Source organism: Streptomyces collinus (assembly GCF_031348265.1).
Classification (GTDB): Bacteria; Actinomycetota; Actinomycetes; order Streptomycetales; family Streptomycetaceae; genus Streptomyces; species Streptomyces collinus.
This window is the reverse complement of record NZ_CP133771.1, coordinates 8,841,942-8,867,154: the sequence shown is the minus strand read 5'-3', so window position 1 is coordinate 8,867,154 and position 25,213 is coordinate 8,841,942. Positions and strand designations below refer to the sequence as shown.

Below are 25,213 nucleotides of genomic sequence, written 5' to 3'. Positions count from 1 at the left end.
AGGTCCCCGAGGGCAGCAGACCGCGGGAAGGTTATGACCCGGAGCTGTTCACTCTGGTCGAGCGCTATGAACGCAAGGCCGCCGAGCTGCGTGCCGTGCTGGGGTGGAACGTGTCGTGGAAGACGGTCCAGCGCAAGCGGCTGGCCTTTCTTCGCGAGGACATCTGGGGGCTCATCGATAAGCGGCGTACCCGCCAGACAACGGTGAACGGGCGCACCGATGCTCGGGTGGTGGACCTGCTGCTGGCGCTGCAGGAACGTCAGGCGAAAGAAGAAGCCGCCACCGACGCCCGCACGCTGTTCAAGAACCTGCGGCGCGCGGCACGGGCCAGGCTGGGCCCCGGCGTGAAGGTGCCGGCCGAGCCCACGCTGTACGCGCTGTTGAAGCGGCTGGGGATCGACGCGCTGCAGCTGCGGGATCCCACCCGGCGCCGCAAGGACCGTCTCAACCGCCCGGCCCCGCCGTTTGCTGTGACCACCGCCACCGCGCCGGGCGAGCTCGTGCAGATCGACTCCACCGCGCTGGATGTCAAAGTGCTGGGCGATGACGGACAGCCCACCCAGGTGGAACTCACGGCGGCCATCGACGTTTTCACGCGCAGCATCATCGCCGTCGTGCTGCGGCCCAAGACTGCTGGCCGGCGCAAGACCCGGCAGCAGACGAGGGCGCTGCTGAGCACCGGCACCAGCAAGGGGCGGGCCACCAAGGCAGTGGACGCCTCGCTGCTGCTGGCGCTGTGCATGGTGCCGGCCCCGATGCGGCCCGGCTTCGACGCGGCCGCGTCCGCGGCCCGTTCGGATCTGCCGTACGAGGAACTGCTGGAAGTCGACGCGCGGATGGAGCACGCCGCGGCCCGGCCGGTCGTCATTCCGGAGACGATCGTGATCGACCACGGCACGGTCTTCACCGGGCAGACCTTCTTCGACGCCTGCTCCTACCTCGGGATCTCTGTGCGTCCGGCGCGCAAGCGCACCCCGACCGACAAGGCGATCGTCGAGCGGACCTTCGAGTCGATCAAGTCGCTGTTCAGCCAGCACGTCAACTCCTACACCGGGCGGGACTTCAGCCGCCGCGGGAAAGAGATCGATCCGGACCGGCTGTGGACGCTGCAGGAGCTGGACGATCTGCTGCAGGAGTGGATCGCGGTCGGCTGGCAGGCACGGCCGCATGAGGAGCTGCGCAGCCCCTACGAGCCGAACCTGCCGCCGCTGACTCCGAACCAGATGTACGCCGCGGGCGTGCAGGCGGCTGGCTACCTGCCGATCCCGCTGGGCTTTGCGGACTACCTCCAGCTGCTGCCCACCGCCTGGGTCGGGGTGCGCGATGACGGCATCCGGTTCAAGAACCGCACCTACGACAACTTCAAAGGGGAACTCGAGGAGGTCCGCAACACGCCGTCGGGGCTCAAGGGCAAGAAGCGTGACGGGTGGGAGCTGCGCTACAACCCCTATACGCCCGAGCAGGTGTGGCTGCGCGACCACCGCTCCGGCGAGTGGATCACTGCCGTCTTCAAGCACCAGCACCTGATCGGCGCCCCGTGGACACAGCACCTGTGGGACTCGGCCACCGCGGAGTTTGTGGCGCGCGGCGGCCGCCACACGCAGGACGAAGCCATCGCGCAGGTCCTGGCCGACCTGCTGGAGCGGGCGGGACAGGGTCCGGACGACCCGGGTGTGGTGAGCGTGCCCGACGGCTACGCGCCCGTGCCGGGGCTGGATGGCGGATGGGCGCCGTCCGGTGACGGCGTCTTCGACCCGTTCGCCGACGCGGAGGCGCTGGACCTGGACGCGCTGGGACCCTTGACGGTGCTGGAGCTGGACGAGCCGAGCCTGTACTCCCCCGCGGAAGAAGAGATCGCGCCCGGGCCCGCCCACGGACCGGACGCTCCGGGCGGCGCGGACACCGAAGTGTCCTCGCTCCTGGCGGATCTGGGTGACCTGGACGACAGCCTCGACAGCGCCGCGCGTCACCTGCTGGACCTGCCCGCCGAAACCAACCCCCCGCAGGAGGACAGGCCATGACGCAGCCACCGGTCATCGAGGAGATCGAAGACGACGACATCCGTCTGCTCATCGACTCGCCCGCCCCCACGCCGGTGTTCACCGCGCCCCGGCCGGTATGGCTGAACACCCTGAGCAACTGGCGCACCTTCGCCACCCTGGACCGCACCCGGCCCGACCTGGCCGACAGCCCGCCGCCCGGCACGGAAGTCGCCGACAACGACCTGCGGCTGCGCTATCACGCCCTGATGCCGACCGTGGTCACCCCCGCCATCGGCCGGGCCCTGGTCGTCGTCCACGAGCATCTGCTGGCCAACCGGGAACGCATCCACGGCAAGACCGGCGTCATCATCGAAGGCCCCCGCGGCACCGGCAAGACCGAGATCCTGCAGTACATCGGCCGCCACTACGAGAACAAGATCGCCCGCCTGTATGAGCCGGACGAGAGCCGCATCCCGGTGATCGCGCTGCGGGTGCCTCCCCTGGCCCGCGGCGGACGGCGGAACTGGCCGGCCGCCTTCGCCTCCTTCCTCGGCCTCAAGCACGACGGCGGCAGCGACCCCACCCGCTCCATCTGCCATGTGATGCGCAACAGCTCCACCTTGCTGGTCCTCATCGACGGCATCGAGCAGCTGCGGGCCGGCGCGGACGCCGAGGAGTCGTTCGCCTACCTGGAAGAGATCAGTGAAAGCACCGGCGCCACCTTCCTCTTCGCCGGACGGGCCGCCCGTTCCATCGTCGACCCCCTGACCCGGGACCGGGAAACCGCCCTGGCCGACAACGAGGAGATCTGGGGCGACTACGCCACCCTGCGCACCAGCCGGATCGGCTACGACACGGACGGCCACAAACTGTTCACGAAGATCGTCCGCAAGTTCGACAAGAACCTGTGCCTGCACCACCACCAGCCGGACGACCTGACCAACCTGCACGAATACCTGCACCGCCGCACCAAGGGCTACCTGCGGGCCCTGTCCCAGCTCGTCAGCCAGGGCGCCCAGAAAGCGATCTGGAACAAGCAGGAGCGCATCACCGAGGAGCTGCTGGAATCCCTGGCCATCGGCCGCAGCCGCACCATCTGACACCGCCCACCCTCCCTCGGACAGACAAGCGGCCCAGGGCATGGACCTAAGGCACCGTTCACCTAGCAGGGGAAGAACCGCCGTGGAGTACGAGTCTTCGGGGGTGAGGTTCCGGCGACCTGCTGATGGGCCGGGTGACCGCACAGGACGCAGGGTTGCGTGATGCGGAGGACTCCGTCGGCTGCTGCCGGTGGGCTGGTGTCCATGGGCAACTCGGCCTGCGTGAGTCCGTTCAGGCCCGTCATCCAGGAGGCTGAGGCGCCCCGCGCCGCAGGCCTGCGCGACCTGGTCGGCGGCGAGGTGGAGCTGCTGGCGTATACGGCGCCGCAGGCCGGGGGGGGGGAGCGGGATGCGAGCAGTGGCGATGAGTTCGTCGATGGCCTCGAATGCACCCATGGCTGTCCTGTTCAGGGAGTTCGTCACAGCGGACGCCAGCCGGACTGAGCGGCCCTGGCGCCGGTCGTGATCACTTTAAGGGCACAAGCGCCATGCGGGGGAAAGTGAAGTTGAGTGAACTCACCCTGTCTGGCGATCAGTTGGCGGACCAATGCCTGCAAGCGGGCCTAGGAATCCCCGCAGGCATGGGTGGAGCGCCAGTGCCGAGCCGGGACGTCGTCCATTGCGGGGGTGTGCGGCACGGTCGCGGCACGGGTCGTTTTCGGCCGGGTGGTGGTTGCGGGTCTCAGTCGCGGCCTTGCTGCTACTGGGTGTGTGCGGGGGCGAGGAGTGCTGCCAGAGCGGCCAGCTGGTCAGGGGCGAGGTGCCGTCTCTGGACGTCTGCGGTCTTTTCCGGGCGGGAGACCGGGACGGAGATGGTGCGCTCCCCTCAGCCCGGCCTCGATGAGGGCCTTGTTGACACTGAGGTCGCCGGAGGTGACTTGAGGCAGCAGGTGAGGAGCGTGCTTGCGCAGTTTGCGCAGGCCGGCAGGCGGGTGGTGGCGGCCGGCCGGGAATCGTGTCTGTTAGACACAGTTGTTGCCGCTGCGTCCCCGGCCGGGAGGGCGGCCCAAGCGCTGGGCCAGGTGCTGGTCGATCAGGTTGAGCAGGCCGGTGTCGTGGCTGACCAAACGGCGGATGAGGTCTTCGCTGGCGCCGAGTCCTTTGAGAGGCGGGGTGGGGTGAAGGCTCGCACTCCGGAGAACTTCTGGACGAAAGTCCCGTGCCCGGCCGGGGCGCGGCCCGCATCATGGACACTCCCCCGCACGTCTCACGGGCCGATGCTGGCCGTGGCCGGCGGACACCAGATCAGCCTGTGGAACGGCACATCTGCGTGGGCCACCCTTGAGGCTTCCGCGCGGTCAACACGCTTGCAGCCGTCGCCTCACCAGGCCGACGCTCCCTGCTCGCCACAGGCGGCGGCACCGGCGTACTGCTCTAGGGTGTGGCCGTCAGGTGCCGTAAGCCGGAAGGGCCTGCAGGAGACCGGCTGCGATGCCTTCAGCGCCTCACGCGCCGAGACGGAGAACTCCGTGGCAGGATCGGCTTATCCTAGACGTAGCTGGGGACATGCTCGTAGTACCCGTAGTGGTCGGCATCGTAGGTGTCGCTTCCGCGGTAGACCCGCCTGAAGACGATTTCGAAGTGGTCGAATTGCCCGTCTTCAAAGGTCACCCCGCCGTCGCCGAGCCGTTGAAGCAGCGTGCTCTCTTCCATCGGCGGTTCGATCTCCTCATGCCGCCAGCCGCGAGGGCCGTACAGGTAGTCGAAGTACCAGCTGAATCCGCCGTTCTTGTCGTCGTAGAAGACGCCTCGGGGACGGATCTCGTGCCCGACGGGCAGTTCGATCGAGGCGGCTCGGTCCAGACGTTCGGTGACACTGCCGAGCTGGAACCCGAGGGCGCTCCCGTGCCGGTTAGCGATGCGGAGGTAGAAGCCCTGCGTGATGCCGATGAAACGGTTCGGCTCACTCGTGGCAAAGATTTTCCACCCGCTGGCCTCGGCGCTCACGGGGAGGAACCGTTGGGCCACCGCCCAGCCCCGGGGGTGGTGAGCATGCGCTCGAGCTCCACCCCGTCCCAGACATGGGTGTGCACGCCCTTGCCCCGCTCGATCGCCTCCAGCCGAGAGACCAGAGCGCTCGAGGGCTGGGTGGAGCAGACCAGAAGGAAGCCGTCAGCGTCATGCTGGGCGACGGCGTCCACGATGCCGCCAGCACTCCCGAGGTCCTCACCGTTGACCGAGCGTCCGGCACCGCCCTTGGCGTGAGCCATGTGCTTGCACGAGACAACCCAATTGCGCGTTTTCGCCCCCAGTAGGGCGTCCCCCGGCTCCTCCAGCAAGAGGTCGCGCCCGCCGTCCGCACCCCGGCCGGACCACCTGGCCCGGTAACCGAGAGCCAGGGCCAGTTCCCGGACCATCTGCTCCAGGTCCTCGCCATCCGACGCCAACTCGTGAAAATCGAGCATGCTACTTCCTGTCACTGGGGTGAAGCGTTCGTTCGTATGATGCAGGGCCCCTGGGACCTGCAGGCGAGTGCCCCAAAGCGCGTCTCCGCTTTCAGGCCCCGGACCAGGACCCTGACGCTGTCGCCGCACGCCACGTGCAGCAGCGCCGGGACCGGGACTCTGGACTCCTCGCCGACCGTGGTCGGCTCAAGGGCCGAACTGCAGCCGCAGGCCCGCAGTGTTGGCCGCCACGCCGGGCACGGGGTACTGGGCCCACGTGGCGGCCGAGGTCCACTGGGGTGACTGGGACTGGGCAATCGGACCGTGAGTCAGGGGTTGTCACGACTCGGTGAGCCAGTACGGGTCCCAACTGTGCCGGTTAGGTCGGGTGACGTGGTGCATGCGCAGCCCGCGAGGCCCATGGACGCCGGCATCCGGCAAGTCGATGAGCCAGCCGAGAACCGGGCGGGGACCTCGTCGGGGGCATCGAGGTCGGCCAGCAGGGCATCGGGGCCGCGCTGGTCGTAGGGCGGAGGCAGAGACAGGCCGGCAGTCGTGGCGTCGTCGATGACGCGGCGGCACATACTGAGCCAGCGTCCTTGTCCCCACCAGGAGTCGGTGTAGCTGGTGGAGCCGCCGATACTCATAAGGATCATCGTCGTCTGAGGGCCGAGCACCTCGTGGTCGAGGTGGCGCCAGCGGTCGAGTTCCGCCGTGACGGTGGCGGCTACCTCCGTCCAGCCCGGGCCGAACAGTGAACAGATTGGGGTGCCGTCGGGCAGGGCCCATTGCGGGTCCATCAGGGCGTTCTTGATGCTGTCCCAATCGATGCCCGCCCATGGGCAGACGTGCTGTCGGGTGATGCGGGTGACGGCGATGTTGACGCGCGCCATCTGTACGTCTGTGTCCAGGTGGTGGTCTTCGACTGCGGTGTTGTTGCGCCAGCACCAGGCGGCTACGCCCAGGGCGGCCGCGTCGGGCACGATGTCGGGCGCGACGTCCCAGCCAGTCATGTCGACCACCCACTCCAGGTAGGCGTTGAGCCTTTCGTTCTCGGTGACTTCCCGGAGCAGGGCGGGCAGCGGGAGCTGCCGGAAGTCGGCAGCTGGCTGGAAGATCCGGCGCATTCTGCGCAGGGTGAACTCCTGCTTGGCCTCGGGCGGTGCGGCCTCGGCAACCTGCACGTGGGTGGCGTCGAGCAGCCCGGCTTGTCCGGCGGCGGCAGCGACGGCGGTGATGGCTTGCCCCGATGGGGCGACGGGAACTGCGATGCCGTCTTCCAGCAGGGAGTAGGACTCGGGCCAGTCCCCCGTCACATCGTCGAAGGGCTGCAGGTGCAGGTCTGCTGGTGAGGTTCGTATTGAACGTCCAGGCCGCCGTCGCCGCGCCAGAGGGTGGCGAACAGCAGGGGGCCTTCCTGCGGGTCGAAGTCGGTGTCCCACTCTTCCGGCAGGTCGAATCCTGCCCAGTCCAGTGCTCCCAGCAGCTCCTCGAGCCGGGTCGCGTAGTTTTCCCAGTCGCGACCTGAGGGAGAGGGCGTGCTTGTGCCTACCGCTGGTGCTTCGATGGGCGACGTGAGGGGGGCGGGCGCGGGTACCGATGTCGGCTGGCGCCCCAGCAGTCTGTCAGCCTGGTGGGCCATGTGCTGGCGTTCAGCGCCGCGACAGCGTGCGCACAGGTAGCGTACTCGTTTGCGAATCGGGCCGAATAGCGGGTCAGGGAGCGGATCTTGCCGCAGTCGCGGCAGGGGCCGCGGCCGCTTTTGGGCCACCACAGCCACCACCGGCCCTCGTAGTCGCCGGGCTTGGGTACCACTCCCCTGCCGACGAGGAATTCGGCGAGGCGCCGCAGGCTGCTGTCACCGAGCTGGGGCGGCACCCGCGTGTGCAGTAGATCGTGGGCGGCCAGCAGCACGGCGTTCGTGACGCTCTCACCGGTCTCTGCGCGGCGCAGCACGCCCCGCGCCGCAGCCAACTCGGCCACTCCTGCGCCGTGAACCTCTGCATGGCTGCCATGCCGTGAGGCCATGGATATGGCCCAGTCGAGATCAGCTTGCGAAGGTGCAGGAATCATCACACGCGGAGCCTAATCCCGCCCTCTGACAACGCGAGATGCCAGACCGCGAAGGCCCAGGCCCGGCAAGACTCACTCGCGCGCCTCCTCGGCCGAGCGGAATGCGGATCCGCTCACCTCACGCCCGTCCGACGTGCTGGCAGCCGGTCGGCGTCGATGACCGCCTCCCACACTGCGCCTGGGCTGGCAGCACCTACGTGGCAGCCGGGGGAAGGCGGGATCTGACAGGAGACGATCAGCTGCTTCTGCCGGTAGAAGCAGTCACTCATATGGCAGGCCGCCGCCCCCCGCTGAAAGCGGAGGAACGGCTCAGCGGGATACTGCTGTCCACGCCCATCAACGAGCGCCCCATCCAGCGAGCGACTATGAGCGTACGCCCCTTGCCGACACACGCAGGCCCCAGCGCGGGATCCCTCCTTGCCCGCCCGCCTCTCCCCGGTCTCCGGATGGGCCACAAGGGGTGTGCTGGAGGGGGCCGGTGCAGGTGCGTTGGCTTCGTCCGCGGCGGCCCCAACCTGTGCGTGGCGACGCTACGGGCGCTGGTCTGGGTGGTGCCGCGGGACAGCGCGGTCCCGCAGACGCAGGCTGTTGGGATGGGTCAGATTGGTGGGCGCCAGCCGGACCTGCGGTGCCTTGACGATGGTGATGTTTCACGGTGCGGTCCTGCCCTCTCGCCACGTGCGGACGGCTTGGGCGCGCGGCTCGAGTTGAGGACTGCCGCGGCAGGCCGGGCGTCTACGCCATATCGTCAGTCGTCTTGCGCCAGTCGCTGTCCTCGCTAGGCAGCCGGCAGTCCAGTACGTGCGCTGCGGCCAGCAGTGTGCCCTCGTGGGTCAGTTGACGTACCTGCTCGTGTTGCTCGCGGCGGACGTCGTCGATGCCGTGGTTGGTCGCGGGGCAGCTGCGCTTCTTGGTGTTCCAGCGCGTGCAGTCGAAGTAGCCGACCAGGAGCAGGCCCGCGGTGTCGGGTTCGCTGAGGTAGGCGCGCAGCTGGGTTCGGGCGGTGGTGGGCAGCTCTGGGTTCCAGCATCCCTTGGCCTCGATGATGACTCTGAGGGTGTGCTGGCCCGTGTCGGGAGAAGCGGGGGCTTCGATCTGGACGTCGGTGCGCAGGCCGGGCAGGCCGTCGCGTCGTACCTGGACTTCCCGGTTGACGACGACGCGGTGGCCGCCGATGTCACGGCGCAGGAAGGAGGCGACGGCGTCGCTGAGGTCGTCTTCCCAGCAGGGCCAGCACTGGGTACTGGAGTTGAAGCGGTGCTGGTTACGGTTCCAGAGGGTGACGGCCGTTCCGTTGTAGCCCTGAAGGTCTTCCTCCAGGGCGGCCAGAGATTCACGGACCAGATCGAGGAGTTGGCGGGCGTCGCGGACGAGGCGTGCCTGGTGGTCGGTGACGAGCCGGATCAGCTGTTCGGGCTCGAGGGGCCGGATGCTGTGGTCCGCCGCCGTGCGGGCGGTGGCGCGGGCGAGCATGCGCAGTTGCCATACGTGCGGGTAGGCCTGGGCGAGCTGGTGCAGGGCGGCTGCCGCGTGGTGGGTTTCGCGGGAGGCGAGGATGCGCGGCAGGTGGCGCAGCAAGTCGACGAGGCGGTCTTCATCCTGGATGAAGCCACTGCGCAGGGGCCGTTGCAGGCGTGCGATGCCGATGTCCTTCAGAAGGAGAGCATAGAGATCGACCAGTGCGTCGTCGTCGAGGTGGTCAAAGGGCCATCCATCGGGGCCGGTCGACAGGCCGGTGAGCAGGTTGCCGTACTCCGCCAAGACTGTGGCGTCGGCCAAGCCGCGGCGCAGGGCGGGCCAGTGGTCAGGAAGGATGTCGTGACGCAGCAGGGCACGGGCGGCGAAAAGCCAGCGTTGCCGTGGCGGCGAGCCGGGCTCGTGCCCGCGCGGATCGGCGTCGAGGGCGTCTACCAGGTGGCCGAGGGCGTTGGGGTCTTCGGCGGCCGCGAGTTCGTCAAGAACGGCGTACCACTGCTCGGGGCTGCGGTCGCTGTGCCGTGCCCAGGCAGACAGGACGGTTCGGAGCCTGTGGGAGGGATCCCGTTCCATGGCATTTACCAGGTCGCGCAGGGTCTGGCCAGTGACGTGGTCGAGGGTATCCAGCAGCAGCGGGGGCAGCTGGTCTTCGGCACGCGCAACGCACAGTGGCATCCAGGCGCGCTGTAGCTGGCGTTCCTCGTCATCGTAGGCGGGGCTTTGGGCGAGGGCGACGACCCAGCCGGCCCAGTGCTCGGGGCTGGCGTGTAGTGCTGCCGGGTTGTCGACGAGGGCGAAGGCGGTGAGTTCTGCGGACGGCGGGCGGGCGGTGGAGGTTGGGCGGAAGTTAGCTGTGGTCAGCGGGGGGAGTTCGCTCAGGAGGTGAGCGGCTGCCTGGCTGAGGCGCCGGGCGGGGTCGGTGCCGGTGGCGGGACGTGAGGGTGCCCGGGCGGCCAGCGTGGACACGCCACCGGTATGTTGCGCTGGTGAGCCGTCCGGCGTGCGCCGCAGGCAGTTCAGGAGGGCGTTCCACGCGGTCAGGACGCTTGGGCTGCGGGCGGCGAGAACCTCGTCGATGGCCGTGCTCAGGGCGGCCGGATCAGAGCGCTGTTGCTGCCGTTGCGCTTCGGCCCGGGCAGCGCGTTTTTGCTGATCGCGTTGATAAGTCTCCCAGAATGCCGTGGCCTCGGCGAGCGTGGGATGGGCGCGGCGCGCGGCATCGGCACGTGCCTTGGTTTCAGGATCGTCGGGGGGCGCGAAGCGGACAGCCTGCTGGGCGCGGGCCGGGTTGATGGCGGTGAGCTGGTCCCAGTGCTCCATCCAGTACAGCAGGTCGGCACCGGGCAGGAAGGAGCCGCCGGGGATGCCGGCCAGCACGGTGTAGAAGGGATCGTCCTCGGCGTGCTGCAGGATGTGGCGGGCGAGCAGGCGCCGGGTCTGGGGACAGCTGTCCAGAGTTTGAGCCAGGTCTTCCAGAGGGGTCTGCAGGAGCGAGCTGTGCAGGCGGTCCTCGTCGTCGGCAAGGCCGAGCAGTCCCTCGCCGATGAAGGGCACGAGGTCGAGGGCGGGGGTGTCCTCGTTGAGAGTGACCGCACGGGCCAGCACGGCCAGGGCCAAGCCGGGGCTGGTGGGCTGGGCATCTCCCGCGCGAAGGGCACGTCCGGCCCATTGGGCTGCTTCGGCGATGGTGCTGCCGTCGAGCTGTGCCGGTGCCTCATTGCGCAGGATGAAGGCTGTGCCCACGAACGCCGGGTCCGGGTCGCGGATGCGGTCGAGGTAGCCGGTCGCCGTTAGATGGCCGGGATAGAGGTGGCGCAGGGCCGCAGCGATCACCTCGGGCGAGGGATCTCGGGTCAGGTCCATGATCCGGGTGAGGGCGTCCGGCGTAGGCTCGGTGACGCCGGCTAGGGCAGCGGTGCGCACGCCTGTGTCGTAGCGGGCGTCTTCGGCCACGTCCAGCAAGTCGTCGGCGAGTTCGGGGTGGGGGCAGGCCCGGGCGATGCTGACTACCGCATACGTCAGACGGGGCTCGCCGGGCTCCTGCAGGCGGGTACGCAGCTGGTCTGCCAGTCGGCAGTGGTTGAGGCGGTGCAGCAGGCTGTGGTCGAGACTTACCGTGTCATCCCGTTCGAGCAGGGAGAGCAGGGCGTCAACTGCGCGCTCTCGGTCGGTGTCGGGCAGGCTGGGCAGGTCGGCCAGGAGCAGGACGAGGGGGTCGTCGCGCAGGAGGTCGGCAAAGAGGGTGGCGTCGCTGGTGGTGCGCCAGGCGGCGACTTCCTGCTGGGCGGGGATGATGTGGCGGGCTTCGCCGTCTCCGATCCACAGCAGTTGGCGCTGGGGGTGCGGCTGCAAGTGGTGCATGCGCAGGAAGTGCGCGGCGAGGAATTCGCGGTAGCTGTCGTGGGCGAAGGTCCAGCGCAGGTCACCGGTCGGGACCAGCAGGCTTGATTCGGTGACCTGCCGCAGATTCCACAGGGTGCACGGGACGTTGCCGCCAAGGTGTCCGGGTTCATTAAGGCCGTCGAGCCGTGACAGGCGCAGGTCTGTCGGCGTACCGGATTCGTCCTCGGTCACCGCGGTGTATGGACCAAATTGCATCGTGGCCGCCAGCCGGGCCGCGACGGCCAGCAGGTGTTCGGGTGATGCCTGCGCCTGGAGCTGGGTCGGGTTGGTGGGGCGGCGGTGCTCGGTGCACAGGCGCAGGCATGCCTGGAGGTAGGCGTCGTGCACCGTTGCCGGCAGGTGGGCGTGAAGGGCGTAGTTGTCGAGGAGCTGCAGCAGCGTGACCGGGTGGGTGGCCAGCGCGACTAGTCCCTGCTGCTGGATCGACTCGAGCAGGGCAGCAGTGTCCGGCACGCCGACCATCTCAGCTGCGATGGCTACGTCGTCGGGGCCTAGTGGGGCCAGGCCCATGATCTTTATCTGGTCGGGTTGCCAGTCTGTGCGCAGGGCTTCTTCGAACCGGGCCGGCCAGCGGGCGCTGCGGCAGGTGATCCGCAGGCGAAGCCTTTCGCGGTCTGCTTCGGCCACATCCTCGAGCGCCTCCAGCAGGAGCTGGTCCAGCTGGGGGAGGTCGTTGAGGCCCTCGTCCAGGCCGTCGAGGAGGATGTGCCACTCCCCTGGTTCGGTGGGGGGCGTAAGTGCTGCTTGCAGGTGACTCTGCGCCCTGCGGGTCGTGGTGCACCGTTTCAGGTCGAGCCAGGCGGGATGCAGACCGGCGGACAGGAGGGCATCGTGTTCCTGGCGCAGGGCGTACGTCTTGCCCATGCCGCGTTCGCCACGCAACACGATGATCGCGGTGGCCCGCTCTTGGGCCAGCGGCACACCAGCCTGTGCGTAGCTGGGCGGCCATCCGTAACGGCCCTGAGCAGGGGGCTCGTCTAGCACGAACACGCGCCGCTGCCAAGGGAACTGCTGCTGTATCAACGTGCTCTCCTGGCATGCGCGGTGTGGACTGCCGGCCATCGAGCGTGCTGGAACCCCCTGGGGTATCCCGCCCGGCGGCCGACGGGACGCGGGTGGATCGAGCGTGACGGCCATTATCCAGCCGGGGGCTGTCCGTTCCCGCCCGTGGCTCAGCGCGTCAGCTTGGAATTTCGCCTTCGATGATGGCCGTGATCTTGTCGTTGAAGAGCTGGACCCAGTTGTCCTGTTCGTGCCCGGACAGCGGGTGCCGCACGTGGGGGATGCCGCGGCGGCAGAGGTCGCGCAGATCGACCCCTGTGACGTCATCGCCGTACTGGAGCCAGGCGTCCACGGTTGCCCATCCGAGGTTGTCGAAGACGGACTCGCCCATGTGCTCGTCGTACCCGCGGTCGCTGGGTATCAGGGCCCACGCCAGCGGGCGGAAGTAGACCTCGGAGAACACATTGTAGTACAGCCTGCGCCCCAGCACCCGGTAGTTGTTGAACATGCTGGCCAGGCGCGTCCACCTCAGGGGATACAGGGCCATGCGCAGCGAGGCTCCGTCGGGCAGCGCAATGTGAGAGCGCCGCCCGCGAAGGTCGACGGCGAGTCCCGGGAACATCACCCGCAGCTGTGGAGTGGTGGCAAACATACCGATCAGGATCGACCGGGCGACCCGGCCTGGTGCGACGCGTACGGGCGGCGCTGGGTCAGCCCGCGGAAGATACAGGAGCGAGCGCGCCCGCTGGTAGGTGTCCAGAGCCTTGGCGAAGTCGCCATAAGCGCTGTCGTAGTTCAGTCCTGCGAGACTGTTGCAGTCGCCGCAGAGTCCGCGCATCCACATGCCGCCCGCGTCGAGCCGACCCACGCTGCGTACGTTGTTGTGGACCCGAACGGTTGCGCTGGTCACCTTGCCTCGGTTGCCAGCTACCTGCGGCGGCACATGCGCCTTCGTCATCCCGCGCACCTCACCGCACAGCCCACAGGGACGAAGTCCCGGCTTGCGCAGGTCAACACCCAACGTGCCCGGAGGCCGCTTGTCAGACATTCAGGGAGCGTAATGGGCCCTCCCACTCGGTCGCTGGCCTTTTGTGCGCGCCGGGGCGAGACCGACCCGGCGCGCTGCACGTGCGTCGTCGTGATGCCTGCGCCGCCGGTCGCGAACCGTCGCCTGCCCGCAGGCGCGCACCCGCCCCCTCCTCCGGTCCGTGATCACCTGATGGGTGTTTCCGCTGCGCTGGCGAAAGCGCTGCGGATCGACGGGTGCTGGGCCTAGCCGTGAGACTTTTCCCAAGTCTCGGCCCCTTGAGCCCCTGACAGCCGGGGGCGGTTCGGAGACGAATCGCCTGCGTTTAATGCCACACGGGTGTGGTCGGTCGCAACTGCCGCAGCCCCCTAAGACCGACAGTGCCAACAGGACGGCCGTGCATGGCCAGCCGCCACCACTTCTGGGACGCCACCCTCGCCAGCTACGGAGGTACAGCACCCCGCTCGGGTGCACTTTGACGAACGCCTGCTTACTCCACGCCTCCGCCCGCCCCTCTCGGAGCGGCTCCCCACTCCCCCAACCAAGATCAATTTCTCCGCACCCCACAGGACCCCAACTCCAAGAAACCATCCGTAAAGTTGAGACATTCTCGATAGAGATGCGGCATCCCAGGTCACAGGCTTGCCACCGAGAGCATCAGGAGCACTTGCATCCCCTCATAGCAGTTCAATCACTCAGATGGCTCAACCTCAGTTTCTATGCGTGCAGTTGAGATTTTGCAGGTCATGACGATGGATGTGTCTCAACTGCACGAATAACCGACACCCGCGGGGACATGGACGCCGCCCGTGTCGAGCAGCTGGAGAAGCTGGGCATGGTGTGGTCGCACTTCGACATCGCGTGGGAGGAAGGCCTCGCGGCGGCGCGGGGGTGGGCGGCCGAGGCGGGCCACCTCCTGGCGCCGTTGGACGCCACCTTCCAGGGCTACCGGGTGGGGATCTGGCTGAAGAACCAGCGGGCGGCCGCCCGGAAGGCGGCCGAGATCGAACAGCGGCGTGCCGAGGGCCTGCCCGTTTCGTCGGCGGCCGGGGCGCTGTCGGAGATGCGGCGCGAGCAGCTGGAGGACATCGACCCGTCGTGGTGCCCGGCGTGGCCGGTGGAGTGGCAGCGGGCCTTCCACCTTGTCCGGCAGCACCTGGAGGCCGGCGGTGCGCTGCCCACCTCGCCGGGCGACGTCGTGCACCAGGGCGAGGACCTCGGCCGGTGGGTCCGCTCGGTCCGGCTCGGCTGGGACAACCTGACAACCGTGCAGCAGTGGATGTGTGAACAGGTCCTCGGGATCACACCCGCGGCCGAGGACGAGAAGCCGCCCGCGCGCCGTACGCAGGCCGATAAATGGGCCCTCAACTACCAGGCCGCCCGCCAGTTCTACGAGCGCGAAGGACACCTACGGGTGCCGCGCAAGCACGTCGAACGGATCGCCGGCGAGGACCAGCAGGAACGGGAGCTCCGGCTCGGGGCATGGATCGGGAACCAGCGGAGCCGGGCCGCGACGCTGTCCCCGGAGCGAGTCGAACAGTTGTCCGTCATCGGCATGCGGTGGGTGTCGTAGTCGGCGGATCTTCGTGCTGCGTAGAAGAGGGACTTTCGGGGTGGGTGTGGTTGGCGCGGTGGTGAGGGCGGGAGTTCAGTGCCGAGCGCGTTCAGGCTCGCCGCCGGTCTTCCGTTGTGCAACTTCACCAGCCAGCGGTCGGTCTAGTCTGGGTGCGAGATGCTCCGGATCGAGGCGCGGACGGTGGGCGTCGTGGATGCGGAGCTCGGGTGGTCGTAGACGTTGGCGGCCCGCACGGATGATCTGTGCGGCCCGTCGGCGTCCGTCCGATGCGCCGCAGCGTGGCGATCTTCTGGTTGGCGGCGTTGAGGGCCTGCTCCAGCGCGACCTGGGCAGCTTCCTGCCTCGTGGCTTGGGCCCGGCAGTATCCGGGCCTCGGGGTAGGTGATCCGGGCAGTCGCGTTCGATGACTCGCTCGAGTTCAGCCCTCATGCACTGGGTGTGCTGGATGCGGCCGTTGATGGTGTTGGCGAGGCGCGTGATCGGCGAGGTCGGCCGCGTAGCTGGGCGTGCGGTCGAGCTGGCACTGCTGCGTGTAGAGGTTCTTGAGGGTCTTCGCGGGGCCGGCGGGCTCGGCAATGTCCTCGTCTTTGTGGCGCACTTCTTTCGCCCAGGCGAGCACGGGAGACCCTGTCTGCTCGCCTCTGTACACCGTCATGAACACCGCCTTCATCGCCCATGGTGTCCTGTTCGCCCTCGCCGCGGCCCTCCTGGCTCCGCTCCTGCCACAGAGGTACGGCCGCTGGACCCGCATCCTCGGCGTCGTCACCGGTGTCGGTCTCCTGCTGGTCGGCACCTTCCTCGGTCCTCTGAGGCGGTCGCCGACGGCGCCAGCGCCCTGCGCACCTGCCGCGCTCGCGATCTTTGGAGGCAGCCCTCACCGCGATCGTCAGAACTTGCACGGCGACTTCATCTCGGTCACCGACGAGCTGGGCGGGGCGGGCGCCTGCTTCTGGGGTCTCGGTGCTGCTCCGCCGATCTGAGCCCGTAGGACGAGGAAGGCATCATCTACGACTCTACGAAGTCCGCGCAGCCCCCCTCGCCGCCCCGATCGCCCCGCTGCTGCGCCTGTTGCGGCTCTCGCCTGTCCTCACTCATGACGAGCACCGCGCGGCTCGGTAAGGCAGCACTGCACCTCACCCGCCACGGCTACTGCCGCCGCATCGTGGAAGACCGCGACATGGTTGTTCTGGCAGTGCAGGTAGAGAACCATGGGTGGCAGCGAGCACACCGTGGGAACGCCGAGCTCCGGCCCGGCTGTTCTGACCGGTCATGCTGACCAGCTCCAACCGCCTGCCCCCCCGGCTCTCCCTTCTGGGCCGCCACCGTCATCGGCGTGGCCAGAGGCGGCTGGCGACCAGCCCTTCTTCACCGGGGTTTCGGTCGCTACCCCCTTGGCGGCCGTGGAACTCGCATGAGGCTTCACCGAGGTAGCTGTGGCGCTTTCGTCCTGAGTCACGGGGGGTCGCGGGCAGGGTTCCGGGTTCTTAGTCCCTCACAGCAGGAGGTGACGGGCGCAACGGGAACCGTCCTGATCACGGAACCCGGTCCCCCCGCCGGAACCTGTGGGTTGGGCAGTCAGCCTGCTGTTACTCATATTCGGGTGACGAGCCGGCCCACTGCGGGTGGCGGAGCGTGGCGGACGGGTGCCTCACCCCAATCCCCGCAAGGCCTGACTGGCTGTCAGTGCGCGTCAACCCGGCGCAAGGGAGATATAGGTGGGTACCGCATCCGAGTGTGGCGGAAGGTGGACAACAGCTCGGGGTGTGCGTGGTCGGCGGGGGCTCGCCGACGTGGTCTGAGTCACCGTCTCCCCGGCGGCCTGTGTGGCGAGTGTGTTCTACGCACCCCGTGCGGCAGCTGACCGGGCCCGCGTACGGGCCCGCGTACGGGCCCGTTCGGAGTATGGGAGGGCGCGCCACATTTTCGCGCGGGGTGGAGCGTCGTAGCGTCCCCCGTTATGACCGCAAGCACACCGCTCCAGTCTGCTTCCCTCACCCGCCGCGCGGCCCTGACCGGGCTTGCCGCGGGGGCGGGCGCGCTCGCCGTCGGGAGCGCCGCTCGTACCGCGGCCGCCGCGCCCACTGCGTCCTCGGCGGCGGCGGATCCGACGCCGGGAGCGATGCAGCTCTTCGCCGATCCCGGCTTCAACTTCGCCGGGTTGCTCGCGTTGGGCGCGGCAGGCATGCGCGCCTCCGAGGTCGGCGAGGTGCTGACCGCGGTCAACGCCATCAACGCGGCGGGGCTGTCCGGGCAGACCTACACCGACACCTTCCGGTCCTGGGGCGACCGGCTCTCCGCTCCCCCGGCCGTGGGCCGGGGCGACGGCGGGATGCCGTCGCAGACCCGCCGTTTCCGCTCGCTGCGCGCGGCCCAGTACTACGCCCAGGCGCTGTTCTACGTCCTGGGCACCGACCAGCCCGGTGACGAGGAGGCGGTCTACGAGGCAGGACGCAGGGCCTGGGACACCTTTGCCCGGCTCTGCACGCCCGCGGCCGTCACCGCCCGGGTCCCGTGGGGCAGGACCCGGCTGCCCCTGTGGTTCTTCCGCCCGGAGGGCCCCGCCGAGCGGCGCCCCACTGTCATCCTCACCAACGGCAGCGACGGGCAGAACGTGGACATGTGGACCTACGGCGTGTCCGCAGCCCTCGACCGCGGCTGGAACGCCCTCGTCTACGACGGCCCCGGGCAGGGGCAGTTGCTGTTCGTCGAAGAGATCCCGTTCACCACCCGCTGGGAGACGGTGGTCGCCCCGATCGTCGACTGGCTGCTGCGGCGCGAGGACGTGGACGGCCGGCGGATCGCCCTCACCGGCCTCAGCATGGGCGGCAACCTCGCCCCGCGCGCCGCCGCCTTCGAGCACCGGCTCGCCGCCTGTGTGGCGATGCCCGGATGCCTCAGCCCCTGGCTCGGATTCGACGAGGCGCTGCGTGACATCGTCACACCCGACAAGGAGGAGACCAACCGGGTCTGGAACGAGGACGTCGTCCCGGAGCTGAGCCCGCAGGAGGCCTTCACGGTCAAGAAGCGCTTCGAGATCTTCGACCGGAAGGCGCTGCGCCAGGCGCGCCGGGGCAAGGTCCTCACCGACATCTGGACACCGGCGCAAGTAGCCATGGACCTGGACATCACCGGGATCGTCGGCAGGATCAAGGCCCCGACGCTCGTACTGGACTACGACTTCGAGCAGTTCTACCCGGGCCAGCCGCGGGAGATGTACGACCTGCTGCGCACGCGGCGCGACTACGTCAAACTGACGAAGGCGACTGGGGCACAGTTGCACTGCTCCCCGATGGCCCCTCAGCAGCACTGCGACGTCGTTTTCGACTGGCTCGCCGACGTCCTCCGACGCTGAGTGCTCACGTGCGCCTCCCTCAGTGCCTTTCCTGAGGCCGACATGACATGACGGTGATCGTGAGGCTTGAACGAACGGCTCGTTGGATCTTCAAGAGGGGGCGCAGCTTCACTTAGCTCGCAGCCCCGGAGCGTCACGGAGTCCACGTAAGTTCCCGAAGCTCGATCGCCGGTTACCGGAAAGTCATGTTCGGCGCGGTGCGGCTCCGTCCTGCCAGCGGTAGAGGTCGCGCAGCAGGGAAATCTCGGCGCCGTGATGGATCAGCTCCCGGTTGACGTGCAGGACCCTGGTCTCCATGGGAAACCTCTCGGGACCCACCGTGGGCGGATTCTCCAGGTCAGCGTCCGAGAGCTCGCGGACCCCCGCGTTCCATCTCCCATACATCTCATCGAGCTGATTCAGCGCCTCGTCAGCGGTCCCCGCGTAGGCGAATGTCTCGGAGTCGACGTCCTGGCCGCCGAAGTACCATCCGACCCGATAGCCCAGGCACGAGACGACGATGTGCGCCAGCCGCCAGGCAATCGTGGTCACCGGCGCCGGCACCGGGGCAGGGGACGCGGAATCCATCGTCCATTCCCCCGAACCTTCCGACATCGGTGCGGCCGACGTGCCACGTGGGCGGATGCTCCAGCAGTCGCGCACCGGCTCCCAGAAGTACTCCTCGTCGGTGAGACCGTTCAGCCGCGGCCGCAGGTTCCTGTGCCAGTACCAGTCCAGTTGCTCCGCGAGCCGCTCGCTTCTCGTCATTTTCGCACACTACATACAACGGAGACCTGGCTGCGCCCCTCGCGGACACCGTCGCCGGCCGTGAGCTGCGAGCGGCTGTTTGACATGAACAGACCGGCTGGCCGGGTTGAGTTCAACGACCACGATGTAACAGCTCGACCAATGACATGACGGATGATCAAGACTGCGGACTGCCGCCAGGAATCAGCATGAGTATCCCGGAGCGAGTGCCACGCCAGGCGGCTGAGCAGAAATCAGCAGCGGGGCTCCCGGCGGCTGTTCTCGCTTCAAACGGTGGCCGCATGAGCAGGGATGGTGCGCCTCGGCTGAAGCTGACCGTGATCAAGGATGACGCTCGCGGGCCACGGTTGTGTCGCGGTGGCGGTGGTCCGCTGATGCCGTCGGCGAAGGCGGCGGCGGTGTTCTGCGAGGACGCGTGCCGGTCGAGGCACTGGCGGCGAATGCGTCGGGCGAGGGCTCGGACCGAGGCGGTGAAGACCAGCGTGACGGCCTCGTGTCCGCAGTGCGGGGTGGGGTGGACGGTCGGGGTCGACCGCCTGGTCACGGCGGTGCACTGCTCTCCCGCCTGCCGCAATCGGGCCTAAGAGGGCATCTGATCTAGGTAGTTGGTGTTCTGGGATGCTTTTGTGACTGGCGGCGTTGGCGGTCGTTGCACGGTGCGTGAGTGCTCGCCGTCCTTACCGCAGTGATGCGTCCGATGCCCGCTGGGCTCTGATCGAGCCAGTCTTCGCCGCCTGGCGGGCGAGCCGGACCGGTCCCGGCACGGCGGCCCGGGTGCATGACTTGCGGGAGATCGTCAACGCGATCCTGTACGTCAACCGCACCGGCATCCCGTGGGAGTACCTGCCCCACGACTTCCCGCCGCACAAGACCGTCTACGACTACTACGCGAAGTGGGAAGCGGACGGCACTACCCAGCAGGTGCATGACCTCTTACGTGACAAGACCCGCCGAGCCCACGGCCGCAGAGCCGAGCCGACCGCGGCCGTGATCGACGCGCAGAGCGTGAAGACCTCGGCAAACGTGGCCGAGATCAGCGAGGGCATCGACGCCGGCAAGAAGATCAAAGGACGCAAACGGCACCTGATCACGGACACGCTCGGTCTCGTGCTGGCCGTCGTCATCACCGCCGCGAACGTGCAGGACACCACCGGCGGCAAGCTCCTGCTCAACGACGTGGCTGCGAACCACCCAAGCGTGTCCAAGGTCTGGGCCGACGGCGGATACCAGAACAGCATCTTCAACCACGGCGCCCTCCTCGGCATCGACTTGGAAGTCGTGCAGCGGCCTCGAGCGAAGGGGCTCGAGCCCCTGCCGAAACGGTGGGTGATCGAGCGGACCTTCGGCTGGCTGATGCAGCACCGCCGCCTGGCCCGGGACTACGAAGCCCTGCCCCAGAGATCTCGAGCAATGATCCACTGGGCGATGGCTAACGAAATGTCCCGCGAACTGACGGGAGACCCCGGTCTTTTCCCCGCCGCCTTGCGGAAGCCACCCGGGCCCGGCACCCGTCAGCCGTCGTCCATCAGCAGGGCCGACACCGTCTTGAGCAGTTCCGGCGCGACCTCGGGGATGACACGCAGCGTCTGAGTCCATGTTCCGACGCTGAGCGCCTCGCACAGCAGAGCGTGACCGGCGGCCTCGTCGTCGGCCGCGTGCGCGACACGGGCTAGTGCTTCTGCCCGCCGGTCGCTGTCGGCCAGGGTGCGGGCCTGGGCAGCGGCGTTGGCGAGATGCCCGGCGGCCTCGGAGTGCTGCCCGGTGGCGCTGAGCGTGCTCGCCATGCCGGCCAGGGCGTTGACGCGTTCCGCGGGATCCGGGATGCTCCAGGCGGCGTCCGCAGCCGCCTGCAGTTCCCCTGCGGAGAGCAGGGCGCCGCTGGCCTGGGTGAGGGCAGTGGCCCGCAGGCCGAGGTCGGGGATGGTCCGGGCGAGCGTGGTGGCCCGGAGTGGTTGTCCGGCCATGAGCTGGACGCGGAACGCGTTGAAGACGACGTCGGCCTGCGCCTCCGAGCCGGTGAGGTCACCCGCCTGCTCGACCGCCCTCTCCGACCAGTATTCGGCGGACTCGATCCGTCCCGCCAGTGCGAGTGCGTGGGCCGCGTACGACAGTGCGACAGCTTGATCTTCCGGATCGTCGGTGTCGTCGGTGAGGAGTGCGACCAGCTCGACACCGTGTCGGACGTCTCCCGCCTCGATCAGGGCTTGCGTGATGTACGCCAGGATGCGGGGGTCCGACAGCGGTTCGGTGGCGGTCAGAGCGACGTCTAGGGCGCGATGCGCCAGCAGGCATGGTTCGGTGCCGAAGACGTCCTTGCTGCCGGACTGGGCCAGGGTCCGGACAATCCGTTCGATGGCGAGGGCCGTCCCCAGCGGATCGATCGGGTCGAGGGCGAGGAAGGCAGCCTGCGTCGCCAGGTCCCAGGCTCCCTGAATGTCTCCCGCCTCCGACAGCGCCAGGGCCATGCGTGCCACGGCGTCGGCCTTGGTCTCCGTGTCAGTCAGTGTCTCGGCGAGGTCGAACGCCTCGTCCGTCCTCCCTGCACGTGCGAGGGCCTGGACGACGCCGGCGAGCGGTTGTTGCATGGAGCCGAAGCCGGTGTCCCCAAGGGTGGTGACGTCCCGGGCGACGTCGGCGGCACCTCGGAGGTCTCCTGCCGTCGCGAGGGCCAGAGCCACCTCGGCCCAGGCGTTGGCCCGCAAGTTGAGGTCCATACCTGCCTCGCTGCCCCGCCGTGTCAGTTCGGTCGACTGTGCCGTCAGGCGGGTGGCGGTCTGGAGGTCTCCGGCCTGAGCGTAAGCCCTGGCGGTCAGGGCGAGGGCGTCGGATCGTGCAGCAGGATCCGCCAGCGACTCGGCCAAGCGGGCAGCCCGCTTCAGAGTTCCTATCCGGCTCAGCGCGTCGATCAGCCAGGCCAGAGTAAGGGCCGACGGACGGTCCTTCACGCCGACCCGGGCCAGTTCGCTCGACTCGTTCGACAGGTTGGAGGCATCATGCCGATTCCCGGTTCGTGCCAGGACCCCGCCCGCCGAGGCCAGCCATGCGATCTTGGCGGCCACATCGTCCAGCGAGCGCGCTGTCCGCGCCGCATCATGGGCCAGCGCTGCAGCGTTGCCGGGTTCTCCGGAGTCGGCGAGAGCCCGGGCCGCGCTCAGCAGAGTTCGGATCCTGTTCTGCGGTCGAGTCAGGGTCCGCCCGATCTCGGCTGCCTCCCATGGCCTGCCCACGCTTGTCAGCACCTCTGCCACATCGCGCAGGACGTCGTCCGGGGCATCGGTGCCCCCGGTCACCAGCGCGGCGGCTTCCAACGCGAGGTGAGCCGCACACCGTTGCCGCTCCCCGGAGCGTCGACCGTGTGCCAGGGGGACGTCTGCCGTCGCCAGCATGCACTGCGCCACCGCCACCAGATGGCCAGCCTGCCGGGTGGTGTCGGGCACCTGCCGGACGAGTTCGGCGGCCTTTTGGCACTGTGCGGCCGCGCGCTCGGCCTGTCCTGCCTCGGCCAGCGCCTGGGCGATGCGAGCGAGGTGTTCGCCCTGCACGCCCGGGTCGCGGAAACTCATGGCACGGGCCGCTTCGGCCAGTTCGACGGCGCGGTGGTGCCGGCCGGTGCGGGCCATCGTGCGGGCGACGCTCACGAAGTGCCCGGGTTGGCTGCCCGGGTACATGGTGCGGACCATGCGGGCGGCCTGGTCAGCGAGCTTCTCAGTCCTGTCGGCAAGTTCCTCGGCGAATGCGGTGAACGCGGTGTGCGCGCCGGTGCGGCAGGCTTCGCTCGCCTCGGCGAGTGCCGCGGCCGAGAGGTGCAAGGCCTCGAACTGCGGTCCTGCGCCGTCATGGAGATGCACGAACTTTTCCGACTGCCGACCGGGATCGGTGATGGTTTCTGCGAGGCCGACGGCCGTGCGCAGCGGCACGGTGGGGTCCTCTCCCACCCGGGCCAGCATCCGAGCGACTCGGGTGAGCATGCGCACCTGGTCCTTCACGCTGAACAAGGTGACGGTCTGGGCGCGGGCGGCTGCCTCCACCACCACATCGCGACCGGTCGTCACCTCGGCTCCCTCCAGCAAGGTGTCGCCGATCGCGATGAGTTGCTCGACGCGCCGGACGGGGTCGGGGTGCGCTCGGGCGAGGGCGACGGCACGGTCGGTGCGCCCCAGCGCCACCCAAAGGGTGACGATGCCCTCGGGAAGGTTCCCGGTGTGCCGCAGGAGTACGTCACGCCGATGAGACAACCGCACCGCCGTCTTGAGGTCAGGCCGTGGAGAGCTCAGCAGCAGCCGAAACGCATCGTCGATCTCGGCCAGTGCGGCAGCGTCGGAACCTGTCGCGTGCCACAGCCGTTCGTGGCGCGCTGCGTCGATGGCCAGTCGCCCCAGCCGCACAGCGTCGCCGAGGGTGCGCATCAACATTGGGTAGCCAACCAGGGCATACTCGGGTGTGTCAGAGGGCCAGCCGGCCTTGCGCCAGACCTTGACGAAGTCACGCACTCGTTTGCGGTAGTGCCCCAGCTCGTCGGGGCTCAGCAACTCCAGGGCGCTGTCCTGCAGTTGCCGGTGGCCGAAGAAGTACAGGGCTTCCGCAGGGCTGCCGTCCGCCGCGTTCCGCGAGGCCCGCCGCTGGAAGGATCGGCCGACGGAGCCGCCCAGCACCTGCCGGACACGCCCCGGAGCCGTGCGGGTCAGGTGAGCCAGATCGGTGGCGCTCAGGCCTCCGCCCGCGGCTGCGGTGAGTCGGGCGACCTCCTCGCCCAGACCGCCGCCGTCCAGCAGGGCCGCCAGGCTCCGCTCGGCGTCCCTGCGCACCGCCCCTGCGGCCGGGGAGCCCTCCAGCCAGTGGTCGATCTCCTCCCCGTGCAGCGGATGCCCTTCGGGCACATCGCTCGGTACAGGCGGATCGGGACGCGTGGCCAGCACGATCCGCGCGGCAGGGTGAGGTCGGGCCGGGAGCAGCGCGGCGATGCTGTAGCCGGTGCTTGCGCTGGTCACCCCGGTGTCCTCGTCCAGTCCGTCCACGGCCAGCAACAGCTTCCGCCCTCGCTGCGCGGCGGCCTGCGCTGCACGCTCCAACGCCTGGAGAAACCGATCTCGGGAAGTGCAGTCCAGGTCGGCGTCCTTGAGGTACCAGCGCAGTTGCTCGCCCATGGCGGCCAGGAACGCGAAGCGGTCGGAGTGCTGGAGCTGCCGGGTGGTCACGAAATACGCCAGCACGTCCACGTGCGCGGGAGGGTGGAGGACGAACTGTGCCATGAGCGCCGTCTTTCCCGCCCAGGCAGGCGCCATCCATCTCCAGTAGCCGCTCTCCTGACCGTCGGGCGCCGTGCAGAACCGGTCCAGGGCGGCCAGTTCCCGCTGCCGCCCCTCGAATCGGGCGGCCGTGAACTCCCGGGCTTCAAACAGGTGGCCGGACTCGGGCACCGGAGGCCGGCCGTCAACCGGCTCGAGCACCGGTGCGCCTCCGCCGTACCGCTCCAGCAGTTCCGTGAACCCTAGGTGAGCGGCGAACGCACGGGTCGGCAGCGCGTACAGGCGACGGTTCCCGTGGGCCACGTCGTCGAGAACCACCACCCCGACCAGCAGATCGCCGCAGAACACTGCGGTCCCCGATACCCCGGCCCATGCGCGCTGCCCGTCGGGAGGCACCCTGGGAGCCTCGTTGTCCTGGACCAGTGTCCAGGTCATGCCGGGCCCCGGGGCCAACGGCGGGAGCACTCCCCACAGTTGATCGATACCGCGCTCGCCGTCCTCGTAGGACACGGCGTGGAGCGGGAACCCGAGCCCTTCGTAGTCTAGCGGCCGCGTGCCCTCCACCGAGCCCCAGCGCACCACCCCCGAGACAGCCACCGGCGCGTCCAGCAGCAGCAGGGCCACGTCGGCGCCCTCGTCCGGCATCCACAGCACCGAGGCGGTGCGTCGCTCGATGGGGGGGTGGAGGGGGTGCCCGGCGCGTACGTCGATCCGTTCCCAGGGCTCGTCCGTAGCCGGGTCCATAACGACATGACGAGCCGTCAATACCAGCTCGGCTGCGACCAGATAGCCCGACCCCTCCGACAGCTGGCCTGCGGCGGTCCCGCCGCGGACGTCCGCCAACC

Annotated in this window: 14 protein-coding genes and 1 pseudogene; 6 read left to right on the top strand and 9 right to left on the bottom strand. The window is 68.9% G+C overall.

The window, feature by feature from the left end; all coding sequences use genetic code 11:
- Together RFN52_RS40000 and RFN52_RS39995 are read left to right on the top strand one after the other, a co-directional pair.
- A partial coding sequence (locus tag RFN52_RS40000) for an integrase (RefSeq protein ID WP_311241204.1) occupies window positions 1-2,021 on the top strand: 2,021 nt, incomplete at its 5' end.
- Complete coding sequence (locus RFN52_RS39995) at window positions 2,018-3,082, top strand: AAA family ATPase (protein WP_184853763.1); 1,065 nt, start codon at window positions 2,018-2,020, stop codon at window positions 3,080-3,082. The genes RFN52_RS40000 and RFN52_RS39995, both read left to right, overlap by 4 nt.
- A gap of 1,488 nt (window positions 3,083-4,570) precedes the next feature.
- Here the strand turns inward: RFN52_RS39995 and RFN52_RS39990 are convergent.
- The 6 genes from RFN52_RS39990 to RFN52_RS39965 all read right to left on the bottom strand — a co-directional run bounded on the left by RFN52_RS39990 (window position 4,571) and on the right by RFN52_RS39965 (window position 13,468).
- On the bottom strand, window positions 4,571-5,029 hold the full coding sequence (locus RFN52_RS39990) for a hypothetical protein (protein WP_311241203.1): 459 nt from the start codon (window positions 5,027-5,029) through the stop codon (window positions 4,571-4,573).
- On the bottom strand, window positions 5,026-5,487 hold the full coding sequence (locus tag RFN52_RS39985) for a restriction endonuclease (RefSeq protein ID WP_311241202.1): 462 nt from the start codon (window positions 5,485-5,487) through the stop codon (window positions 5,026-5,028). Before RFN52_RS39985 ends, RFN52_RS39990 begins: the two co-directional genes overlap by 4 nt.
- Window positions 5,488-5,795: 308 nt before the next feature.
- Window positions 5,796-6,782: a hypothetical protein gene (locus RFN52_RS39980; RefSeq protein ID WP_311241201.1), complete on the bottom strand. Its 987-nt coding sequence runs from the start codon at window positions 6,780-6,782 to the stop codon at window positions 5,796-5,798.
- Window positions 6,779-7,108, bottom strand: coding sequence for a hypothetical protein (locus tag RFN52_RS39975; protein ID WP_311241200.1), 330 nt, complete (start codon window positions 7,106-7,108; stop codon window positions 6,779-6,781). Before RFN52_RS39975 ends, RFN52_RS39980 begins: the two co-directional genes overlap by 4 nt.
- Window positions 7,109-8,274: 1,166 nt before the next feature.
- Complete coding sequence (locus RFN52_RS39970; protein WP_184853759.1) at window positions 8,275-12,441, bottom strand: NACHT domain-containing protein; 4,167 nt, start codon at window positions 12,439-12,441, stop codon at window positions 8,275-8,277.
- Between the two features lie 157 nt (window positions 12,442-12,598).
- Complete coding sequence (locus RFN52_RS39965; protein WP_184853758.1) at window positions 12,599-13,468, bottom strand: hypothetical protein; 870 nt, start codon at window positions 13,466-13,468, stop codon at window positions 12,599-12,601.
- A 775-nt stretch (window positions 13,469-14,243) separates the two neighbouring features.
- Here RFN52_RS39965 and RFN52_RS39960 point away from each other — a divergent pair.
- Window positions 14,244-15,020 carry a helicase associated domain-containing protein gene (locus RFN52_RS39960; protein WP_390812406.1) on the top strand — a complete coding sequence of 259 codons (777 nt, stop codon included), beginning with the start codon at window positions 14,244-14,246 and terminating at the stop codon, window positions 15,018-15,020.
- 421 nt (window positions 15,021-15,441) lie between these two features.
- Here the strand turns inward: RFN52_RS39960 and RFN52_RS39955 are convergent, their stop codons facing one another.
- Window positions 15,442-15,693, bottom strand: coding sequence for a hypothetical protein (locus RFN52_RS39955; protein ID WP_184853757.1), 252 nt, complete (start codon window positions 15,691-15,693; stop codon window positions 15,442-15,444).
- On the opposite strand from RFN52_RS39955, the gene RFN52_RS39950 reads away from it, so the two are divergent.
- Both RFN52_RS39950 and RFN52_RS39945 read left to right on the top strand, forming a co-directional pair.
- On the top strand, window positions 15,677-16,003 hold the full coding sequence (locus RFN52_RS39950; RefSeq protein ID WP_184853756.1) for a hypothetical protein: 327 nt from the start codon (window positions 15,677-15,679) through the stop codon (window positions 16,001-16,003). The two genes, RFN52_RS39955 and RFN52_RS39950, sit on opposite strands and share 17 nt — an antisense overlap.
- 977 nt (window positions 16,004-16,980) lie before the next feature.
- Window positions 16,981-18,375 carry an alpha/beta hydrolase family protein gene (locus RFN52_RS39945; RefSeq protein ID WP_184853755.1) on the top strand — a complete coding sequence of 465 codons (1,395 nt, stop codon included), beginning with the start codon at window positions 16,981-16,983 and terminating at the stop codon, window positions 18,373-18,375.
- Window positions 18,376-18,558: 183 nt separating this feature from the next.
- Here RFN52_RS39945 and RFN52_RS39940 read toward each other — a convergent pair whose 3' ends face one another.
- Window positions 18,559-19,122: a DinB family protein gene (locus RFN52_RS39940; protein ID WP_184853754.1), complete on the bottom strand. Its 564-nt coding sequence runs from the start codon at window positions 19,120-19,122 to the stop codon at window positions 18,559-18,561.
- Between the two features lie 660 nt (window positions 19,123-19,782).
- Between RFN52_RS39940 and RFN52_RS39935 the strand changes: the two are divergent.
- A pseudogene (locus RFN52_RS39935) lies at window positions 19,783-20,583 on the top strand (IS5 family transposase); the annotation flags it as partial.
- Between the two features lie 50 nt (window positions 20,584-20,633).
- Here RFN52_RS39935 and RFN52_RS39930 read toward each other — a convergent pair.
- On the bottom strand, window positions 20,634-25,211 hold the full coding sequence (locus RFN52_RS39930; RefSeq protein WP_184853753.1) for a hypothetical protein: 4,578 nt from the start codon (window positions 25,209-25,211) through the stop codon (window positions 20,634-20,636).
- Window positions 25,212-25,213 lie beyond the last annotated feature (2 nt).

Excerpts from the sequence above, each read along its gene's own strand:
- RFN52_RS39975 (WP_311241200.1), bottom strand. The coding sequence starts at position 7,108 with ATGGCCCACCAGGCTGACAGACTGCTGGGGCGCCAGCCGACATCGGTA.
- RFN52_RS39965 (WP_184853758.1), bottom strand. The coding sequence starts at position 13,468 with ATGTCTGACAAGCGGCCTCCGGGCACGTTGGGTGTTGACCTGCGCAAG.
- RFN52_RS39955 (WP_184853757.1), bottom strand. The coding sequence starts at position 15,693 with ATGAAGGCGGTGTTCATGACGGTGTACAGAGGCGAGCAGACAGGGTCT.
- RFN52_RS39985 (WP_311241202.1), bottom strand. The coding sequence starts at position 5,487 with ATGCTCGATTTTCACGAGTTGGCGTCGGATGGCGAGGACCTGGAGCAG.
- RFN52_RS39995 (WP_184853763.1), top strand. The coding sequence starts at position 2,018 with ATGACGCAGCCACCGGTCATCGAGGAGATCGAAGACGACGACATCCGT.
- RFN52_RS39960 (WP_390812406.1), top strand. The coding sequence starts at position 14,244 with ATGGACGCCGCCCGTGTCGAGCAGCTGGAGAAGCTGGGCATGGTGTGG.
- RFN52_RS39950 (WP_184853756.1), top strand. The coding sequence starts at position 15,677 with ATGAACACCGCCTTCATCGCCCATGGTGTCCTGTTCGCCCTCGCCGCG.
- RFN52_RS39945 (WP_184853755.1), top strand. The coding sequence starts at position 16,981 with ATGACCGCAAGCACACCGCTCCAGTCTGCTTCCCTCACCCGCCGCGCG.
- RFN52_RS39940 (WP_184853754.1), bottom strand. The coding sequence starts at position 19,122 with ATGACGAGAAGCGAGCGGCTCGCGGAGCAACTGGACTGGTACTGGCAC.